This is a genomic window from Vibrio sp. Vb1574 (genome assembly GCF_033338675.1).
Map to the genome: position 1 here is coordinate 1 of NZ_JAWOTC010000308.1, position 1,209 is coordinate 1,209.

The 1,209-nt window shown below is 46.9% G+C and carries 1 protein-coding gene; it reads right to left on the reverse strand.

The genetic code is table 11. The annotated features are described in order from the left end of the window. Positions 1 to 77: 77 nt before the first annotated feature. Positions 78 to 1,088 (reverse strand): TAXI family TRAP transporter solute-binding subunit, encoded by a 1,011-nt coding sequence (locus R7O12_RS25760; RefSeq protein WP_318126896.1) that lies wholly within the window; start codon positions 1,086 to 1,088, stop codon positions 78 to 80. Between the last annotated feature and the right edge of the window lie 121 nt (positions 1,089 to 1,209).

The window sequence follows — 1,209 nt, forward strand, 5'->3', positions numbered from 1 at the left end:
TACTCCAAGCTCTAACGGCTTTTTCAATGTTCAAAACAACACAACGGCCCCGAGATGCACTCGGGGCGAAGTTGGCGTTATTGCGCCATCAGTTCAGATGGGATTTCGATTCCCATTTCTTTGTAGTAACGAACCGCACCCGGATGCAGCGGTAAAGGAAGTCCCGAAATCGCTTTTTCGATCGCCATCGCTTTGGTTGCTTTGTGGATGCCTTGTAGGAACGGAAGGTTCTCGTAAATGGCTTTGGTCAGTTGGTAAACGTCCTCTTCCGAGATATCGTCTCGAACCGCAAGGAAGTTGGGCTGAGCAATCGTCGTGATTGGTTTATCTAAACCTGGGTAAGTGTTGGCAGGAATGTCGTACTTGGTCCACAACTTGTAGTTGCCGTTGGCTTGCTTGATTTGCTCGTCAGTGAACGAAAGTATCGAGATATCTTTGCCTAGCGCCGCAAATGCTTGCGTCACCGCCCCAACAGGAACACCTGCTGGCGTGTTCATGCCATCGATAGTGCCATTTTGTAGCGCACTTGCACTGCCGCCATACCCCATAAAGGCAAGGTTGAACTTGTCTGGGTCAACATTCAGGCCTTTCATGATCTGACGGCCTGAGTACTCAGTACCGGCGTTCTTTTTACCGATAGAGAACTTTTTGCCTTCGCGGCTTTTCAGATCACTAACCGTACCGGTTTTTGCTAAGTCGCTACGAACAATGAAGTGTTCAACGTTTTGCCATAACATTGAGACTGAACGCAGCTTTGCTTGGCGACCGCTTTTCTCGTAAGGACCTTCCCCAGACCAAGCCCACGCACCGTACAAACCTTGCAAAATCGCAAATTGCGCTTCGTTTTCATTCAATAGTTTGACGTTTTCACCAGAGCCAGCAGAGCTGATAGCAGAAAGGGAGAAGTGGTGCTTTGGTGCGAGTTTCACTTTACTTAATGTCGCCAAAGCCACCCCTACTGGGTAGTAAGTGCCACCAGTAGAAGCGGTCGCAAGGATGTAGCTGCGCTCTTCCGCCGCTGCATTTGTCGCGATACCAAAAGATGTCACAGCAATAGCCAGTGCTTTTACGAGCTTATTCATTTTCATTATTACTCTCCGTGTAGTCGTTTCACGATTATGGATTTACATCATGTTAAATCTTTATTAACAACAAAACGCTAAGAGCAACTTAAATGCCAATTTTCAACTCATTGTTTTTATTTAATAA

Bases quoted from the DNA above. Each gene is read 5' to 3' on its own strand.
- R7O12_RS25760 (WP_318126896.1), bottom strand. From the start codon at position 1,088: ATGAAAATGAATAAGCTCGTAAAAGCACTGGCTATTGCTGTGACATCT.